At 69.3% G+C, this 14,359-nt stretch carries 19 protein-coding genes and 1 pseudogene; 6 read left to right on the top strand and 14 right to left on the bottom strand.

The window, feature by feature from the left end; all coding sequences use genetic code 11:
• Positions 1-695: pseudogene (locus tag AB0469_RS37995) on the bottom strand (hypothetical protein); the annotation flags it as partial.
• A gap of 212 nt (positions 696-907) precedes the next feature.
• On the opposite strand from AB0469_RS37995, the gene AB0469_RS37990 reads away from it, so the two are divergent.
• A complete protein-coding gene (locus AB0469_RS37990; RefSeq protein WP_366456152.1) occupies positions 908-2,110 on the top strand; it encodes an IS110 family transposase in 1,203 nt (400 codons plus the stop codon).
• A gap of 63 nt (positions 2,111-2,173) precedes the next feature.
• Here AB0469_RS37990 and AB0469_RS37985 read toward each other — a convergent pair whose 3' ends face one another.
• From AB0469_RS37985 to AB0469_RS37945, 9 genes are all read right to left on the bottom strand, one after another.
• Positions 2,174-3,097 (bottom strand): UTP--glucose-1-phosphate uridylyltransferase, encoded by a 924-nt coding sequence (locus AB0469_RS37985; RefSeq protein WP_366456151.1) that lies wholly within the window; start codon positions 3,095-3,097, stop codon positions 2,174-2,176.
• 116 nt (positions 3,098-3,213) lie between these two features.
• Positions 3,214-4,125 carry a class I SAM-dependent methyltransferase gene (locus tag AB0469_RS37980; protein ID WP_366456150.1) on the bottom strand — a complete coding sequence of 304 codons (912 nt, stop codon included), beginning with the start codon at positions 4,123-4,125 and terminating at the stop codon, positions 3,214-3,216.
• 25 nt (positions 4,126-4,150) lie between these two features.
• Entirely contained in the window at positions 4,151-4,618 is a 468-nt protein-coding gene (locus AB0469_RS37975; RefSeq protein WP_366456149.1) for a hypothetical protein, read from the bottom strand.
• Positions 4,618-5,148 (bottom strand): dCTP deaminase, encoded by a 531-nt coding sequence (locus tag AB0469_RS37970; protein ID WP_366456148.1) that lies wholly within the window; start codon positions 5,146-5,148, stop codon positions 4,618-4,620. The genes AB0469_RS37975 and AB0469_RS37970 overlap by 1 nt, the downstream gene beginning before the upstream one ends.
• Positions 5,149-5,159: 11 nt before the next feature.
• Complete coding sequence (locus AB0469_RS37965) at positions 5,160-5,696, bottom strand: deoxycytidine deaminase (protein WP_366456147.1); 537 nt, start codon at positions 5,694-5,696, stop codon at positions 5,160-5,162.
• Positions 5,693-6,250, bottom strand: a complete 558-nt coding sequence (locus AB0469_RS37960) for a hypothetical protein (protein WP_366456146.1) — start codon at positions 6,248-6,250, stop codon at positions 5,693-5,695. The genes AB0469_RS37965 and AB0469_RS37960 overlap by 4 nt, the downstream gene beginning before the upstream one ends.
• A 413-nt stretch (positions 6,251-6,663) precedes the next feature.
• Positions 6,664-6,894, bottom strand: coding sequence for a hypothetical protein (locus tag AB0469_RS37955; protein ID WP_366456145.1), 231 nt, complete (start codon positions 6,892-6,894; stop codon positions 6,664-6,666).
• Between the two features lie 261 nt (positions 6,895-7,155).
• Positions 7,156-7,464: a hypothetical protein gene (locus tag AB0469_RS37950; protein WP_366456144.1), complete on the bottom strand. Its 309-nt coding sequence runs from the start codon at positions 7,462-7,464 to the stop codon at positions 7,156-7,158.
• Complete coding sequence (locus AB0469_RS37945; RefSeq protein WP_366456143.1) at positions 7,461-7,898, bottom strand: hypothetical protein; 438 nt, start codon at positions 7,896-7,898, stop codon at positions 7,461-7,463. The genes AB0469_RS37950 and AB0469_RS37945 overlap by 4 nt, the downstream gene beginning before the upstream one ends.
• 363 nt (positions 7,899-8,261) lie before the next feature.
• Between AB0469_RS37945 and AB0469_RS37940 the strand changes: the two genes are divergently transcribed.
• Genes AB0469_RS37940 through AB0469_RS37930 form a run of 3 tightly spaced genes read left to right on the top strand, consistent with a single transcriptional unit; the run spans position 8,262 to position 9,533 of the window.
• Positions 8,262-9,128: a helix-turn-helix transcriptional regulator gene (locus tag AB0469_RS37940; RefSeq protein WP_366456142.1), complete on the top strand. Its 867-nt coding sequence runs from the start codon at positions 8,262-8,264 to the stop codon at positions 9,126-9,128.
• Between the two features lie 6 nt (positions 9,129-9,134).
• Positions 9,135-9,323, top strand: coding sequence for a DUF397 domain-containing protein (locus AB0469_RS37935; protein WP_366456141.1), 189 nt, complete (start codon positions 9,135-9,137; stop codon positions 9,321-9,323).
• Between the two features lie 9 nt (positions 9,324-9,332).
• Positions 9,333-9,533, top strand: a complete 201-nt coding sequence (locus tag AB0469_RS37930; protein ID WP_366456140.1) for a DUF397 domain-containing protein — start codon at positions 9,333-9,335, stop codon at positions 9,531-9,533.
• 111 nt (positions 9,534-9,644) lie between these two features.
• Here AB0469_RS37930 and AB0469_RS37925 read toward each other — a convergent pair whose 3' ends face one another.
• Positions 9,645-10,766, bottom strand: coding sequence for a methyltransferase domain-containing protein (locus AB0469_RS37925; RefSeq protein ID WP_366456138.1), 1,122 nt, complete (start codon positions 10,764-10,766; stop codon positions 9,645-9,647).
• Positions 10,767-10,773: 7 nt separating this feature from the next.
• Positions 10,774-10,920: a hypothetical protein gene (locus AB0469_RS37920; protein WP_366456137.1), complete on the bottom strand. Its 147-nt coding sequence runs from the start codon at positions 10,918-10,920 to the stop codon at positions 10,774-10,776.
• Between the two features lie 227 nt (positions 10,921-11,147).
• On the opposite strand from AB0469_RS37920, the gene AB0469_RS37915 reads away from it, so the two are divergent.
• Positions 11,148-12,422 carry a helix-turn-helix transcriptional regulator gene (locus AB0469_RS37915; RefSeq protein ID WP_366456136.1) on the top strand — a complete coding sequence of 425 codons (1,275 nt, stop codon included), beginning with the start codon at positions 11,148-11,150 and terminating at the stop codon, positions 12,420-12,422.
• 45 nt (positions 12,423-12,467) lie between these two features.
• On the opposite strand, the gene AB0469_RS37910 is transcribed toward AB0469_RS37915, so the two are convergent.
• Positions 12,468-12,614 carry a hypothetical protein gene (locus tag AB0469_RS37910; protein ID WP_366456135.1) on the bottom strand — a complete coding sequence of 49 codons (147 nt, stop codon included), beginning with the start codon at positions 12,612-12,614 and terminating at the stop codon, positions 12,468-12,470.
• A 341-nt stretch (positions 12,615-12,955) separates the two neighbouring features.
• Positions 12,956-13,285, bottom strand: coding sequence for a helix-turn-helix transcriptional regulator (locus AB0469_RS37905; protein ID WP_366456134.1), 330 nt, complete (start codon positions 13,283-13,285; stop codon positions 12,956-12,958).
• A 119-nt stretch (positions 13,286-13,404) separates the two neighbouring features.
• Here AB0469_RS37905 and AB0469_RS37900 point away from each other — a divergent pair, with 119 nt between their 5' ends.
• Positions 13,405-14,349 (top strand): hypothetical protein, encoded by a 945-nt coding sequence (locus AB0469_RS37900; RefSeq protein WP_366456133.1) that lies wholly within the window; start codon positions 13,405-13,407, stop codon positions 14,347-14,349.
• Positions 14,350-14,359 lie beyond the last annotated feature (10 nt).

The following is a 14,359-nucleotide window of genomic DNA, read 5'->3' as shown; positions in this document are numbered from 1 at the left end:
GAGTCGGCGGCGCGCGGGTCCAGGGCGGGGTCGGCGAGGGCCGGCCACAGCTGGGTGATCTGGTCCATCGCCGTGGGCTTGACCTTCGTGCCGACCGCGACGGTGCAGGCGGCGTAGCGGACGGCGAGGTCCATCACGTGCTCGATGGCCTGCGGGGTGCTGTTCTGCGGGAGGGCGGGCCGCCAGTAGTGGATGACGGGGATGCCGGCGGCGTGCAGGCGGGGGAAGTTGGCGCGCAGCGCGGTGTGGTCGATGCCGCGCTCGATGTCGGGGCCGAGGCCGGAGTAGCTGAGGTAGACCAGGATCGGCAGGCCGGCGGCGCGGTTGCGGGCGATGCATTCCACGACGTCGTCGGGGATGGCGCACTTGGTGATGATGCAGACCGGGTTGCGGACGGTGGAGGCGCCCAGCAGGTCCAGGAGCGCGGTGAGGTGGGCGCGGGTGGCCGGGGTGGCCAGGGCGTCGGTACAGGTGTAGAGGGCCAGGACCAGCGCGGGGTGGTAGTAGCGGTGCGCGAGGAGCTGCTCGACGGTCTCGGCGGGGGTGGCGAGCACCCTCGGTTTGACGGAGGTGAGCCCGAGGTCTTCCAGGTAGCAGTAGCGGCACCGCTTGGGGCAGCCCTGGACGGGGTTGACGGCCATCCAGGTGTCGTGCTGGTCGATGACGGGTTCGTAGACGGGCGTGGCAGGTGGCATGGGGGCTCCGTAAGTTGTTAGTCGGCCCGGGAGGGCCGGGTGTGGCTTATGGGTGCTTGCCTTCAGTGGCTCCCAGGGAGTGGCCGTCCAGCTCTCCGGGGCGCCCTGGCTGCTGATTGAGATGTGCGCGCTGTGTGCGGTCGCTGATTACGGAGATGACAGCGGGATGTTCCTCGGGCCAACGGCATGCCGGGTGGAACAAGGAGGGGCACATGAGCAAGCGGAAGGATCAGGTCTGGGCCGGGGTTGATGCCGGTAAAGGCCACCACTGGACGGCCGTGGTCGATGAGACCGGCGCAACCCTGTGGTCGAAGAAGGTCGACAACGACGAGTCGGCCATCCTGACCGCACTTGGTGAGATCCTCGACCTGGCGGACCGGGTCCACTGGGCAGTGGACATCTCCGGTACGTCCTCCGCGCTGCTGCTCGCGCTGCTCGCGGCCCACGGCCAGCAGGCCGTCTACGTGCCCGGACGCACGGTCAACCGCATGTCGGGCGCCTACCGCGGCGAGGCAAAGACCGACGCCCGCGACGCCTACGTCATCGCCGAAACCGCCCGCCACCGCAGCGACTTCGCCGCCATCGACGTGCCCGCCCAGCTGGCCGCCGACCTCGCGCTGCTGACCGCCCACCGCTCGGACCTGGTCGCCGACCGGGTGCGGATGATCAACCGCCTGCGTGACGTACTGACCGGCGTCTTCCCCGCGCTGGAGCGGGGCTTCGACTATTCGGCCCACAAGGGTGCGCTGGTGCTGCTGACCGGCTACCAGACGCCGGCCTCCATCCGTCGCCGCGGCCGGGCCCGGCTGACGGCGTGGCTGGCCAACCGCAGTGTCCGGGGTGCCGACGCGGTCGCCGCGACCGCGTTGGAAGCCGCCCAGGCCCAGCAGACCCCGCTGCCCGGTGAGGACGCCGCCGCACAGATCGTCGCCGACCTGGCGGCTCAGGTCCTGGATCTCGACGACCGGCTGAAGCGGATCGACAAGCAGATCCGCGAGTCGTTCCGCAGTCACCCGCAGGCCGAGATCATCGAGTCCTTGCCCGGCATGGGACCAATACTCGGAGCCGAATTCGTCGTTGCCGCCGGCGACCTGTCGGCCTACGCCGACGCTGGCCACCTGGCTTCGGCAGCCGGACTGGTGCCGGTGCCACGTGACTCCGGACGCCGGACTGGCAACCTGCACCGGCCCAAGCGCTACAGCCGCCGCCTGCGGCGCGTGTTCTACCTGTCCGCGCAGACCAGCATCATCCGCGAGGGCCCGAACCGGGACTTCTACCTCAAGAAGCGCGGCGAGGGCTGCAAACACGTCCAGGCCGTCATCGCCCTGGCCCGCCGACGAGCGAGCGTGTTGTGGGCGCTGCTGCGTGACGGAAGGATCTTCACCTCCGCCCCGCCGGCCACGCAGGCGGCTTGACTCAGTCATTGAGACTCCCTTGGGGCCGCTCGCGGTGGGCGGCGGCCCGAAGGGAGCGGCGGATCAGCTGGTGCGCGGGGTGGTGTGGGGGTCACCGGATTCGAGGGCGAGCTTGCGCAGGATGGGCCCGTACTCGGGGTGGGCGAGGGCGGTGGCCATCTGCGCGACGAGGTAGTCGGCCGGGTTGCCGGTGTCGTACCAGCGGCCGGAGATGACCTGGCCGTAGACGGCCCGGCTGGCGGCGTAGGCGTTGATGGCGTCGGTCAGGTAGATCTCGCCCTGGCGGTGCTCGTACCAGCGGCGGGTCTGCTCGCGGAGTTCGTCGATGATCGCGGGGGTGATGACGTACCCGCCGATCGCCGCGTAGGCGGAGGGGGCGTCGGCCGGCTTGGGCTTTTCGACCAGGCCCGTGATGCGCAGCAGGCCCTCGCCGAGGTCTTCCTTGACAACGGGGACGCCGTAGCGCTGGGACTCGGCCGGTGCCATCGGCATCAGGGCCAGGACGGGGCAGTTGGTGCTCTCGTAGGCGCGGATGAGCTGCTGAGCGCGGGGGACCTCGGCGACGAACACGTCGTCGGGCCAGAGCACGAGGACGGGTTCGTCGCCGAAGGAGCGGGCGGCGTTCAGGACGGGGGTGCCGTTGCCGTAGGGGCCGTGCTGGTCGAGGTAGGTGATGTGGCCCTGGCGGGCCAGCTCGCCTACTTCTTCCACCGCGTCGGCGTACTCCTTCTTGCCGTCCGCGCGCAGTTGCTCGACCAGGGCCGGGTTGGGGCGGAAGTGGTCCTGGATGAGGCTCTTGCCGCCGGAGACGACGATGGTGATGTCGGTGATGCCGGAGGCGACGAGCTCGCGGACGGTGTGCTCGATGACGGGCCGGTCACCGACCGGGAGCATCTCCTTGGGCGTGGCCTTGGTCAGCGGCAGGAGGCGGGAGCCGAGTCCGGCGGCAGGGATCACGGCCCTGCGGATCGTCGGGTTCGCGGGCATCAGGGGGCTCTTTCCGTCGGTGGACTGGTCCCGCACCGGCCGGCGGGACGTCCCCCGACGCTACCAACGCCTCTTGCGCATCATCGGCCCGCTGGCCGGGCGGCGCACCGGCGTGGTCAGGAGCAGAGGAAGCTGCCGGTGTACTTCGTGACCGCGAAGTAGCCGTTCTTCTGGATCGCCTCGGTGACCTGGTCGGCGACGCGCTCGCGCAACTCGGCGAAGAACGCCTCGTCGAGGCGCTCGTCGGGCTCGGAGGAGGCGCAGCAGTGGTTGTGGCCGACCTGGTAGAAGCGCATGAACGGGGCGGGGTCGATGAAGCGGAGCTGGTCCTGCCACGTGACCCTTTTCACGGTCTCGAAGTGTGCGGAGAGCTGTGCGGCGCCGTTGTCCAGGGACAGCCGGCCCTTGGGGGTGGCCTTGAACAGGTCTGCGGGGGCGTTCATCGCCTTCAGGGCGGTGAAGTGGACCTGGTACATCTCCAGCATGCTGTCGGGGCGGTCGGTGGTGAGCTGGAAGATGCCGCCGTCGCGCATGACGCGGCGGACCTCGGAGAAGCAGGCGTCGAGGTCGGGCACGTAGTGGATCATGTAGTTGGCCATGACCCGGTCGAAGGAGTCGTCGGCGAGCATCGACAGGTCGTCGGCGCTGCTTTCGATCCACGTGCATGGGGTGGCGGTGCCGTGCATGCGGGCCCGGGCGGCCTCCAGGACGGCGGGCGCGACGTCGAGGCCGGTGATCGTGCCGTCGGCGAGGTGGGGTCGCAGGTGCTCCAGGACGAAGGCGTTGCCGCACCCGAGGTCCAGGAGGTCCTCCTGGCCGGTGAGGGCCAGGTTGTTGATCATGTGGCCGACCATGGACGTCGGGTTGGTGCGGAAGCGATTGTGGACGTCCTGCTTGACGTCCAGCATCCGGGTGTCGTTGAAGAAGCGGTCGCGGGCGGTCTCCATGGAGAACTCGAAGTGCCGCTCGGGGATGACCTCCTGCGCAAGGGCGTCGAGGGCGGCGGTGCGGAAGTCGGTCCGGCTCATGACAGGTCTCCTTGACTCGGTCTGTTCAGGGGTGGGTGAGCGGTGCGGGCCACTTGGTGCCCACGTACTTGTGGGGCAGCAGGCGGCCGAGCGGGGTTAGCGGGGCTGCGGGGTGGGGCAGGACCACCGAGATGTGTGGGGCGTGGTCCAGGAGGAGCTCGCGGCACAGCCCGCACGGGGGCACGACGCGGGCGTACGGCGGTTCGGTGGGCTTGGGGAAGCGGACGGCGGCCACCGCGAGGAGGTCGGCGCTGGTGACCAGGCGGGCCGCCGACAGTGCCCCGGCCTCCGCGCAGACCGCCGCCCGCCCGACCATGGCGTCCACGTGCAGGCCCAGGTGCACCCGCCCGTCGGCGTCCACGACCGCGGCGGCGATCTGGTGGCGGGCCAGCACATAGCGGTCCCGGATCGCCTCGAACGCCGCCGACACCAGGCCGCGGGCGAGGGAGTCGCTGTAGTCGGCGGCCGGGTTCGGGACCTCGCCGGCCCTCATCAGGCTGCCGCCGCCGACATGTCGTGGTGGATCTTGGAGGGCTGCGGGCCGCGACTGCCCTGGTACTTGCCGTCGTAGAGGATGACGTCGCCCTGGACCCGGACGAACGCCACCTGCCCCAGCCGGTCACCGGCGTAGACCCGCAGCGGCTCCACCGTGTGGAACTGGAAGGTGGTCTGGCCGATCGAGCCGATGTCGATCAGCTCGGCCGTGCAGTGGCTGAACAGGCCCAGCCGGGCCGCGCCCGACCGGCTGCTGATCCGCGGCACGTAGAAGTTGCTGCCGATGACCTCGACGCTGGCACCGAGGTAGATGCGGTGCGGCTCCAGCACGAACCCGTCCTCGGGGATCTTCACCTCGACGTAGGGGTTCTCCGTGCGGGTGTCGAGGACCTCGGCCGTGTAGTAGACGAGGGTCGGGCCCAGCGTCAGGTCGTAGCTGTTCGGTTGGACCTGCGCGGGGTGGAAGGGGTCCAGGACGAGGCGGCCGCGTTCGCGCTCGGCGGCGATGTCCGGTCCGGTCAGGATCACGGGAGGTCTCCTCAGGTGTGGGCGACGGCGGCCGGGGCCAGTAGCCCGGGCAGTGGAACGGTGGCCTCGTCGATCCGGCCGAACCGGCCGGTGTAGGGCAGACGGCCGCTGGTGGCGACCCAGAAGCTGACCTGGCCGATGACCATGCCCGCGTATACGCGCAACGACTGGGCGGCCTTGAGCTCGAGAGTCCAGCGGTGGCAGGCTCCGAGCTGGCCCAGGTCGGCGCTGTACTGGACGAACAGCCCGAGCCTGCCCACGGAGGAGCGGCCGATCAGCGAGACGACGAACTCACTGCTGCCGATCGTCTCCATTGTGGTCCCCAGGTACACCCGGCCGGGCATCAGCACCAGGCCGCCCTTGGGAATCTCGACCTCGTCCAGGTCGAGCTGCCTGTGGGTGTCGGCCGTTCGCGTTCGGTGGGTACGCAGCACCGGCCCAAGTCGATAGTTGTAGGAGACGGGGTTGAGCTGTGTAGGGGTGAACGGCTCGATGGTCAGCGCGCCCAGGCCGCGCTGATGCTGGATCTCGGGCCCGGTCAGGATCACGACCTCAGCTCCTTGACCAGCAGGCCGACACGCGTCCGGAACTCGAAAAGATCGCCAGCGTTGTCGATCCTGCGCCACGGCTCCACCGTCAGCGGCGCCTCGGTGGGGTGGTTCTCGTCCCCGGCGGCCAAGTCCCCGCGCGCCTGTCGGCGGGCCCTGCGCAGGGCGGCCGGCGCGCTGATCTCGACGAGCCGGAACCCGAGGTTGATCACGGTCTCGAGGTCCGGGGCGCGCAGGTCGTCGCACAGCAGCACGGAGTCCGAGTTCTCCTTCTCGGCCTGACGCACCCGGAAGACGAACGGTCCCGTCAGTGCCGCCGGGTTGATGCGCCGCATCTCCGTGCCGAGCATGTTCAGGAGCCGGCCGTCCTGCTGGCTCTCGTCGGCCAGCGGCCGATTCGCCAACGCGTAGATGGCTCGCTGCGCCTGGTAGAGGGGCTCCGCCAATCTGAGGCGGGCGACCTGGATTCCCTCGGAGGCGAGGTCCTCGGTGAGTACCCGAGCCGCGATGGTCTTCCCAGCGCCCGGCAGCCCGTAAAGGGCGATCTTGTGCATGGCACCTCTTCCGTTGTTCGACTGATACGAGAGCGATTGCGCGGCGGGAGTCACCCGGACTCACTCGACTCCCCGCTCCGGACGCCGGACGGGCTCCTTGGCGGAAGCCCGGGCACAGGCGGCGGCCTCACGACGCCGTACTCCGAGACCGCAAGGGCCATTTGCGCACCCGGAGGTGACTGTGCACGCCGTCGCCCCAGGAGTGACTGACCTGGGGACGGACGTGCACGGAATGGCCGCCCCACGGGGGGCGGACTCCCCGTACTGCGGGGCGGTCCTGCGGTGCTGGCCGCCCCGCCGAGGAAGGTAGGGTGGCCGGAACCGGCAGCTGCCTGGTGATGTGGATGCGTTTGCTGCCGGATTCGGAACCGTCTCGGGTCCAAGCCCCTGTATTGCTGCCCGGGACGGGGTCTCTACAGGCCGTAGCCCGACAGGAGTACAGCTGTGCGCGAGCCGACCGGCCACGTCTCCATATGCGCCCAGTCCTTGCCCAAGATCTCGATCTGCTCCTCGGACATCACCGGGTAGTGAGGAGTCGTACGCTCGCCGGCCTCCAAAACGTCCGTCAGTACGTACACCTGCCCAGCCAGCGCCAACATGGCCCCGGCCAGCGGCAGGACCCAGTCAGGGCCCAGCGACGTCACCGCGACTCCCCTCGCCGACCGAAAGACTCGGCCACCACCCGCCGCCGGGCGCCCCGGCACGGCCACACCGATGGCCTGAACAGACCCAGGCCGATCACGGACGGCGGGACGAACTCCTCTGGCAGACTCGCCATCGGCACCCGCTTGGGCAGGCTCACCGGCTGGCCGCCGCCCACATCAGCGGCAGCACCACCACGGCGATCCCGACCGCCACCATCAGCAGCTGAAACGCCCACTGCCTCCACCCCCACCGTCGTCCCCTCACCAGGCGCCACCGTCAGACGACTCGTCGTCGTCCTCGTACGACGCCTTCGCCTTGTCGCGTTCCCTCAAGGCCCTGTCCAGCTGGCTGTGGAGCAGCTCCACCCGGCCGGGCCGGAGCCGCAGCACCGTCCGCACCTTCGTGGCGTCCCTGTAGACCACATCAACCGCCAGCAGCAGCAGATCGTTCTTCATGTCCCACAGCGGGTCCCGGTTGATCGGCGCGGCGAACGAGACCGGCGGCACACCGAACGGCGGCGCCGCCAGGTCGACGGCATCCTCCGCGACCACGTCGTTCTCCACGCTCACCTTGACTCCTCCGGTCGCTCCAGCAGCACCAAGGCCGACTTCTCGCCCAGGTCCCGGATCTCCAGCTCGTACTCGTCCAGGTCGATGCTGATGTCCTGCATCGACCGCACCACCAGGCCCTCGGCGTACCCGGCGCTCACCAAGCGGCGCGCTTCCAGGTAGCCCGGGCGCCGGCGCGGGTCCAGTGGACCCGTCGCATCGGCGAACTCCCGGATCACCCGGTGGCCCTCTCGCTCGGCGTACCGCCGCGCGGCCGCCAGCGCGACCACCGGGGACTCCCCGGGGGCGACGAACGCGTACGCCACCAGGCGCCGCGCCCCGTCCCCGAGGCGGACCCGCGCGGTCGATGCCGCGTTGAACTCCTCGCGGAGCTCGCCGAGGACCTCCACACGGCTCCGCGCGGGCCCCGCCACCCGCCGGTCAACCGGACGCACGTGCTCGTTGTGGCCTGCGGGCCGGAATCTGCTGATCGTTCCCATCGGTGCCCTCTCCGTCCCAGTCGGGGGCGGTGTGAGGCCGTATTTCGACACGGCACAACGGAGCCACGGCTGGCCTCACACCAGGGGGCCGCCGGAGCGGCCGACAACTACGTTGCTCCTTCTTCAACTTGAATTTCAATCTGTATGGGGGGTGATTGCCACCTGAAGGTGAAGTGGTATATGACAGACGCGAACCAGGGCCAACTAGCCGCGCACCCTGCACCGTTCGAAGAAGACCGGGAGACTTTCGAAGCGCACCGGGGTATCCCAGAGACGAACCGGCACGATGCAGCGGCGAACCGAACAGGAGGTGACGAGATGGCAGCGAACGTCGGCAAGACGTTCCTCCGGATCGTGCTGGGGCAGGAGCTCACGCGCCTGCGGGAGCAAGCCGGCCTGACGCTCGCTCAGGCGGGGAAAGAAGCCGGATGCGCCGGATCGACCGTGCACAATGTCGAGAGCGGAACCACCGGCTTCCGACGCATAGAGCAGCTCGCCGCCCTACTCGCCGGGTACAACCTGAGCAAGGCGGACCGCGCGATGCTGATGGACTGGCACCGCCAGGCGAAGGGCGAGGACTGGTGGACCACCAGCGTCTCCTACCTCCCGTCCGGGATGAACCTCTACCTCGCCATGGAGTCAGGGGCCAACGATGCGAAGTGGTGGTGCCACGGCGTCGTTAACGGCTTGCTTCAGACACCGGACTACGCTCACTGGCTGATTCGGTCGGCGAAGCTCGCCCACGACACGACCGAAGAGTTCATCGAGCAGGCCGTCGATATCCGTATCAAGAGGCAGCGGCGGATCACTGAGGAGGGGATGGAGCTAACCTGCATCATGGACGAGGCCGCGCTCACCAATGTGGTCGGCAGCTCCGAAATCATGCGCCAACAACTTCGGGCCATCGCTGAGCTGAACGAGCTGCCGAACGTGACCATCCAGATCATCCCGAAGCGGGCCCCCACTTACCGAGCGATCGGTGGCGACTTCGGGATCTTCAGCTTCGCCCCGGAGCAACGGTTGGCGCCCGCAGTCGCCAGCGCCACGGTGGACGGAACGACGCGCGTCTCCTCGAAGGAACGGCAGACCAAGCAGTTCCATCGGCGCTTCGAGGCTCTGGCCCAGGGCGCCCTGCCTCCCTACGAAACCCCGCAGTTCCTCGAACAACTCTCACGAGAGGTCTGATCAGAGATGAGCACCACCCAGAACGACGGTTGGTTCAAGTCCTCGTACAGCGGCGACCCCAACGGCAACTGCGTGGAGGCCAACCGGCAGCCGGGCGCCGTGTGCGTGCGCGACTCCAAGCGTAAGGATGAAGCGACATACGACGTCCTCGACTTCTCCGCGAAGGCTTGGACGGCGTTCACCACCACCCTTTAGGAGGCTCGGATGTCGCGACCGCACAGCCAGTGCTTCAAGTCGCCCTACAGCGGTAACCCCAGCGGTGAGTGCGTTGAGGCCCGCTACCAGGCCGACAAGCCGGTCAGCGTCCGCGATTCCAAGCAGCTTGGCGAGGCCGGTGGCCAGCCGGTCCTGTCGTTCACGCAGGCCGCGTGGTACACGTTCACCGTGCACACCAGCGGTCGCTAGTCTCCGGTCGTGCCCTCCCCGCAGGGATCGGGGAGGGCACGCCGTCCGACCAGCTTGCCGCAAGGACTGACAGTGGACAGTCGTCGTTCGCAGGCACCTGAACTCAGCGCCTCAGGGCCTGTACGGTCCTGCTTCCTCGGTACCGGCCCAGACGTACTGCGTGTCGGGTGTGACGGTCATCCCGAAGCTGAACGGAGACGGGGAACCCTGCGCGCCCCAGTGCTGAAGACCGGCCTCGACTTCCGTCAGGAGGCGCCGCCGGCCACCTTCGTGGACCACAGTGGTGCCCGACGCATCGGTGATCGCAGTTGCCCAGGAGCTGATGCCGTCGTGGAGTCGTACGGTCAGGCCCCGCTCGCCGCGCTCGGTGGTGATCCGGATGTCCGGGTGGGACACGCGGAGGGCGAAGAGGGCGTCGGGCCCGGTGAGCGGTTGCAGGTCGGTGTCGACCTTGGTCTCGCGTTCGGGTCCCCCGTCGCTTCGGATCTGGTGGAACTCGCGGCCCTGGTCGGTGCCGCGGCTGGGCATGAACATCCCCAGGCCGTGCACCCAGCCCGTCGCCGAGGCGCTGTTCTCTGCGACCGTGACGGCGATGGTGCCCAGGCGTCCCCAGGGGAAGACGATGATGCCGCCGGGTCTGGTCTGCTCGATCCAGGCCCAGGGGACGGTGTCGACGGCGTAGGTGGCGATCAGCCGGTCGTACGGCGCGCCCGCGGGCCAGCCGGTCTGTCCGTCGCCAGCGTGCACGGCCACGTCCAGCCCGGCCGCCGTCAGCCGCCGCTCGGCGGCCGCCGCGAGGCCGGGATCGACCTCGACGGTGGTGACCTGACCGGCACCGGCCCGGGCGGCGAGCAGCCCGGCGTTCCAGCCCGCGCCGGTGCCGACCTCCAGGACCCGGTGGCCGGGCTCCAGTTCCAGTGAGTCGAGCATGTCGGCGACGACGGAGACGCAGGACAGGCTGGAGCTGGGCAGGTCGTCGAGGATCTGAGTGATCGCCGAGTCGTTCGGGTCGGCGTAGACCAGGCCGGCCCAGGTATCCGGATCGCTGCCGCGCTCCACAGGGACGTACGCGTCCCGGCCGTTCCATGTCCACAGCCGGTCGGGGGCGTACTGGTGTCGGGGGACGGTCTCCAGGATGGCGCGGCGGACCCACTCGGAGTCCGCCGGCCATCCCTGGGCGTCCATGGCCTCCGCCAGAGAGCGGCGGCGCTCATCAAGACGCACGAGGGTCATCGAAAAGTCAGCCCCTGCGCTTGCCGGAGGGCGGCGGCGGGGAGTCGACCTTCCCGTCGCTGTTCCCGGGCGGCGGGGTGCCGCCGCTCAGCGGCGGGTTCGGCTTCGCGTGGCTCCCGCCCCCACCGCTGCTTCCGCCCTTGTCCTTGCCCATGCTGTGCTCCCCTCACGTAGGTAATGGTGCCTCTGACTCGGCCCCCACGCCGGCAGTTCCCCGCCGCGGTGTCCGTGACCACGACACCACACTCCGTGGCCAGCCCGGGATGTGAGATGCAGATCGCGCACGCCGTTTGCAGATTCTGCACACGCACTGCGCACGGCCGCTCACCGCCTCTATGGTGGGGGCGGCAGACCCCTGGGCCGACCGACGAAGGGCGCCCCATGAGCACGGATCCGCTCTGGACCAGCCGCCGCGCCCTCGCACTGGTGGAAGAGCACGACCCGGGTGGTCTCGTACGGATCGGCCGGGAAGCCCTCGACCTCCGCCAGGGCGACCTCGGCGCCCGACTGCGCTGCTCGGCCTCCACCGTCTCCCGACTGGAGGCCGGCCGCCACAGTGACGTCCAGTTGCTGCGCCGCGCCGCCGAGGAAGTCGGGGTTCCCCTTGACCTGCTCGCGTCCTCTTTAGGGTTAAGGGCGCGGGCGCGCCCTACAGTTGAGCGTGATCCGTTGCCTGACCAGGAGGACCCGATGCGCCGCCGTACCGTCCTCGCAGCCGTCGGCCTCGCCGCGCCCGTGAGCCTGCTGGGTGGGCTGGAGACAGCGCTCGCCAGCCCACCCGACCCCACAGGCTCCCCCCTGCCGCTGGACACCCGGCTCGCCGACGCACGCACCCTGTTCGACACCGGCCGCCACTCGAAGCTGCTAGAAACGCTGCCGGGCCTGCTCGGCGACACCCACCAGGCCGCCGGCGGTCGCCGGGACCTCGACTACGCCCGCCTCTCCTCCGCCTACACCCTCGCCGCGACCCTGCTGAACAAGCTTGGCGCCTACGGGACGTCCCGGATCACCGCGGACCGGGCCGCGGCCTACGCCGAGGTCTCCGGATCCCCGCTCGCGGCCGCGGCCGCCGCCCGCGAACTCGCAGCCGTCCTGCGCCACCAGGGCCAGGAGACGGCCGCCCAGCGCCACATCGAGGCCGCCGCCGTACGCGTGGAGGCCACGGGGCTGGCCACCGATGCACAGGCCTCCGCCTACGCCCAGATGCTGTGCACCACGGCGTACACCGCAGCCGTCGCCGGGAACCGCGACCAGGCTCTTGCCATGATTCGCGAGGCCTCGCATGCCGCCCGGAACCTCCCCGACCAGGCCCCGAGCGGCCGGCTGTTCCCCATCACTCCGGCCTCCGTCGACCTCTACGCTGTCGGCGTGCACTGGGCTCTTGGCGACGCTGGCACCGCACTCGAAGTCGGCCGCAACCTCCAGCCCGGGCAGTTCGCCACCGCCGAGCGGAAGGGCCGGATGCACACGGACCTCGCGCGGGCGTGGTGGCAGTGGGGCAAGCCCGAGGAGACCGCCGGGCAGCTCCTGGCCGCAGCCCGCGTCTCGGTCGCAGAGGTGCGTGACCGGCCGCCCATCCGCCAGATCGTCACCGAACTCGGTGCACGCCACCCCCGAGTCACGGGTGTGCGCGAACTTGTCGCGATCGGGGGGTGACAGCCCCCGGCCAATCTGAACGCACACCTCCGATTGGCTGTCCCTTCAGGAAGGCATCCGGCTTCCGATGGCGTGGTCGATCAGCCCCACCGTCCCGCCACAGGCGCGGACCTCCCGAGCCTCCAGCGCGAAGTGTCCGTCCACGCGTTGAGTGTTGAAGGCATCACGGCAGTAAAGGACGGGCATCGGCATGACCGCCACGCTACGCAGTCTCCGGCTCCCGGGCCAGGAGATTCCGGCCCACCACCGGGCAACTACCCGCTGCGCGTCGCTCGCGGGTAACCCGTGCCGGGCCCTCGACGCCACTGGCCGTGGGAGAGCAGCGAGGGGGGAGGGCGGCGGGCGGTCGCGGCCAGGAGCCGGCGCGTGGCGGTGTATCCCTGTCGGGCGGCTTTCGCGACAAGGAACCCCACGTCCTCGCAAGGTACGACGCAGCCAGTTCCGGGTCAGCTACGCTCCGTTGCGCGAGGCCGCCGAGTCGATGCGGTAACAGGGCTGAGGGGCCGGGATTGCAGCGCGTGCGCGAAGTTCGCTCACGTGTGTTCAGGGGTCGTGTCTGGGTTCGTGTCGAGGCGGTGGTGGACTTCGGTGGGGTGGATGTCGTTGAGCCAGGCCCCTAGTCCGGCTGCCATGACCAGGGGGTCGATGCCAAGGAGCCGGCTGATGTGGTGCATGTCGCGGAGGGTGTAGGTGATTTGGCCGTCCTGGCGTTTGCTGATCTGGCTTTTGGACATGCCGAGGTAGCGGCCGAGCTGTTCGTAGGTGAGTTCCGCGCGGAGTCGTCCGTGTTCTACGGCTTCGATGAACCTGAGTTCGAGGTCGGTGACGGCTTCCCGGGCCTGCTGTTTCGCGGTCTTCTCCATGGGGTCATCATATCGACCCCGGATTCGACACTGGATACCAAGGCCCACTCTCTGACATCGGTGTAGCCATCAACCTGCACGGGTTGCTCTCAGAGAAACTCTGTTGGTATTTTGGAGATATGACCGCCGGACCGAATGACGTCATGCCCGGAGCGATCCGGCCTGGCTGGGCCCCGGCCCACGCCTGGCGCTGGTTTTTGCTCCGCTCCGCCAAGCACATCCCGAAGGCGACCCGGGACCAGCCCGAGTGGAAAAGCCTCGGCGCGTCGTTCTTCGCGATCCTGCAGGCCGTTGGCCAGGCGGCGAACGAGGACGGCACGAATGCCTTCCTCGGCACCGACACGCTCATGGCGATCGGACGGTGCAGCAAGGAAACCGTCCAGAAAGTCCTCGTCGCCGCGGAGGGCGTCTGCCTTATCAGGAAGACAGCGAACGCCCGTGGAGGCCGTCACCCCAGACCTGCCACCTACGCATGCACGCTCCCTCTTGGCGCCGACACCGAGACAGGCTGCGGCATCGCCTGGGAGAGGGCGCTGGCCGTGCTGTCCAGTTCCGAGTACGACCGCAGGCTTCGGCACAAGCGGGCCAAGTCCTCAGGGCGTCACGTGACGCCGGCTGATCGGCGCCGGATGCAGGCGCTGGAGGCGTCACGTGACGCCCTCGTACCCGCTGATGAAGTGATTGAGGGGGCGTCACGTGACGAAGGCAGACAGCGTCACGTGACGGATCAAAAGGCGTCACATGACGCCCCTACCAGGCTTCACCAAGCCCTTCACCATGAGACGGCAGAGGTGGTGTCTCAGCCTCAGGTGGATGGGGCCCTGGCGTCGGCCCTACCGGGCCAGCCTCCCACCACAGCAAGAGCAGCGCCGTCCGACGCACACGAGGACAGCCGTAGCTCGACGCCAGCGGCTGCCAATTACGCGAGACACCTTGCCGCCTGTGACCGGTGCCCCCGGGAGATCTGGTGCCCGCAGGGCTCGCGGCTGCGCAAGTACCTCGTCGCTGAGCAACATCACAAACGGGCTCGCCACCTGCCCAGCGCGCCGGACGATGCCGGGTAACAGAGTGCTG

Origin of the sequence: Streptomyces sp. NPDC093801, assembly GCF_040701585.1 — a bacterium.
Classification (GTDB): domain Bacteria; phylum Actinomycetota; class Actinomycetes; order Streptomycetales; family Streptomycetaceae; genus Streptomyces.
The sequence above is the reverse complement of the archived record's forward strand: the minus strand, read 5'-3'. Positions and strand labels throughout refer to the sequence as shown.

Coding starts and splice junctions, on each gene's coding strand:
- AB0469_RS37990 (WP_366456152.1), top strand. CDS start 908: ATGAGCAAGCGGAAGGATCAGGTCTGGGCCGGGGTTGATGCCGGTAAA.
- AB0469_RS37985 (WP_366456151.1), bottom strand. CDS start 3,097: ATGCCCGCGAACCCGACGATCCGCAGGGCCGTGATCCCTGCCGCCGGA.
- AB0469_RS37980 (WP_366456150.1), bottom strand. CDS start 4,125: ATGAGCCGGACCGACTTCCGCACCGCCGCCCTCGACGCCCTTGCGCAG.
- AB0469_RS37975 (WP_366456149.1), bottom strand. CDS start 4,618: ATGAGGGCCGGCGAGGTCCCGAACCCGGCCGCCGACTACAGCGACTCC.
- AB0469_RS37960 (WP_366456146.1), bottom strand. CDS start 6,250: ATGCACAAGATCGCCCTTTACGGGCTGCCGGGCGCTGGGAAGACCATC.
- AB0469_RS37940 (WP_366456142.1), top strand. CDS start 8,262: ATGGCAGCGAACGTCGGCAAGACGTTCCTCCGGATCGTGCTGGGGCAG.
- AB0469_RS37935 (WP_366456141.1), top strand. CDS start 9,135: ATGAGCACCACCCAGAACGACGGTTGGTTCAAGTCCTCGTACAGCGGC.
- AB0469_RS37930 (WP_366456140.1), top strand. CDS start 9,333: ATGTCGCGACCGCACAGCCAGTGCTTCAAGTCGCCCTACAGCGGTAAC.
- AB0469_RS37925 (WP_366456138.1), bottom strand. CDS start 10,766: ATGACCCTCGTGCGTCTTGATGAGCGCCGCCGCTCTCTGGCGGAGGCC.
- AB0469_RS37920 (WP_366456137.1), bottom strand. CDS start 10,920: ATGGGCAAGGACAAGGGCGGAAGCAGCGGTGGGGGCGGGAGCCACGCG.
- AB0469_RS37915 (WP_366456136.1), top strand. CDS start 11,148: ATGAGCACGGATCCGCTCTGGACCAGCCGCCGCGCCCTCGCACTGGTG.
- AB0469_RS37910 (WP_366456135.1), bottom strand. CDS start 12,614: ATGCCGATGCCCGTCCTTTACTGCCGTGATGCCTTCAACACTCAACGC.
- AB0469_RS37905 (WP_366456134.1), bottom strand. CDS start 13,285: ATGGAGAAGACCGCGAAACAGCAGGCCCGGGAAGCCGTCACCGACCTC.
- AB0469_RS37900 (WP_366456133.1), top strand. CDS start 13,405: ATGACCGCCGGACCGAATGACGTCATGCCCGGAGCGATCCGGCCTGGC.